The sequence below is a fragment of the Neobacillus citreus genome, from assembly GCF_018343545.2.
Taxonomy (GTDB): domain Bacteria; phylum Bacillota; class Bacilli; order Bacillales; family Cytobacillaceae; genus Neobacillus; species Neobacillus citreus.
The window spans coordinates 1-1,523 of record NZ_JAGYPE020000140.1; the positions used below are offsets into that span (position 1 = coordinate 1).

The following is a 1,523-nucleotide window of genomic DNA, read 5'->3' on the forward strand; positions in this document are numbered from 1 at the left end:
GGAAGTTAAGCTTCTCAGCGCCGATGGTAGTTGGGACGCAAGTCCCTGTGAGAGTAGGACGCTGCCGGGCAAACAAAAAAAGACAACCTGAAAATGGTTGTCTTTTTTTGTTTGCTATTTAGCTGGATGATGCATGAGAACCGTCCCCACGCATCACCCCAGTATATAAATCAAATACTTCTTCCCAATTCCACTTTTCATAATAACTGCTTGGGACCGTAATGTTTTTAATCCAATGTTTTTCTTTTTTATTAAAGTGGGAAGCAAGTACGTCTGCTTTCTGTCGGTCAGTCCTTATCCAATAAAGCTGCCCCTTTCCAACCATTGGTACAAAATCACCATTATTTTTTTGAGGAAAGGTAATTTGCTTTTGTTTCCCGGTAAGGAGATTCACCTCTAATAACCGAGGAAGAGGCCGTTCATCCAGTCTGCCCTCCTTACTTTCGGCAGATCGGGAAACAACCACTACCGTTTCATTTTTCCAAACTAAATCCCGGTCGGCATACCCCTTGGCCGGCGTTATAAGCTCTTTTTTCAAAGGAGTAGGCCTCACCAGCAACAAATGCTTATTATAAGTCGCTTCCCTTCCGACTCCGCTAATATAAGCTAAATTAGTCCCGGCGGGCTCCCACTGCATCCATTCCACATAATTCAACATCTCATCCACTTTTTTAAAAACCGCCCCGTCAGCAGACAGCAGACAAAGTGTATTCGCATCTGCCGACATGGAAGCAGTCGGAATTAATAAAAAGCTAATCCAGCCCTTATTAGATGACCACTTAAACGAACTTGTGCTGACAAAGTATTCATCCTCCCCAACAGGTATTGTAAACAGGTTCTTTACAATCGGCCTATGCCTGTCCACCTCTAACATAACCATGGATAAAATAATATCAGAATGAAGCTGTTCACTTTTTTTGGCGGAGATCAATAAACCATCCCCGTTAGGAAGCCAAGAAAAGTTCTCCACGCCTTGAGCCAGCATCGAAGCCAGCAAGGATTTAGAAGGTTTAGTATCTACTACATAAAGAGTCTTGTTGACGAGATAAGCAAGTTTTTTTTCACGGCCGGACCATTGAAAGTTTTTGTTAACTTTTGAAGCCATCTTAAAATGTTTATTAGTATGAAGATTATAGAGCCATAGCTCGCCATCATAAACGATATTTCCATCCTGTTTAACGGCCTTTAAATAGGCAAGCCATTGTCCATCATAGGACCACTTTGGGTACCTTACATATTCACCTTCCGTCAACTTCCTTTCTTTAGTGGCGGCTTTTATCCATAAATCATCATGGCGAATAAAAGCTGCTTTTTCCTGATGTGCAGCAAATGTAGCATTTTGAAATATACAAGTAAGCAAAATGGCAAGCAGAACGGTTCTAACCACGAAATCACCCCATCTGACCTGTTGTAAGGGACGGTTTTTATGTTTCATTTTTACCATTTATGATGCACAAACATACTAAGATTAGTAGCACAAACCAAGGCCATGGTTTGTGCTACTATTTTTTTATAGTAGAAGT

At 41.3% G+C, this 1,523-nt stretch carries 1 protein-coding gene and 1 rRNA gene; one reads left to right on the forward strand and one right to left on the reverse strand.

What is annotated here, in order from left to right:
• Positions 1–70, forward strand: a 5S ribosomal RNA gene (gene rrf / locus KHB02_RS30125); the annotation flags it as partial.
• A 48-nt stretch (positions 71–118) separates the two neighbouring features.
• Here rrf and KHB02_RS29600 read toward each other — a convergent pair.
• Positions 119–1,387: a translocation protein TolB gene (locus KHB02_RS29600; protein ID WP_213148395.1), complete on the reverse strand. Its 1,269-nt coding sequence runs from the start codon at positions 1,385–1,387 to the stop codon at positions 119–121.
• Positions 1,388–1,523 lie beyond the last annotated feature (136 nt).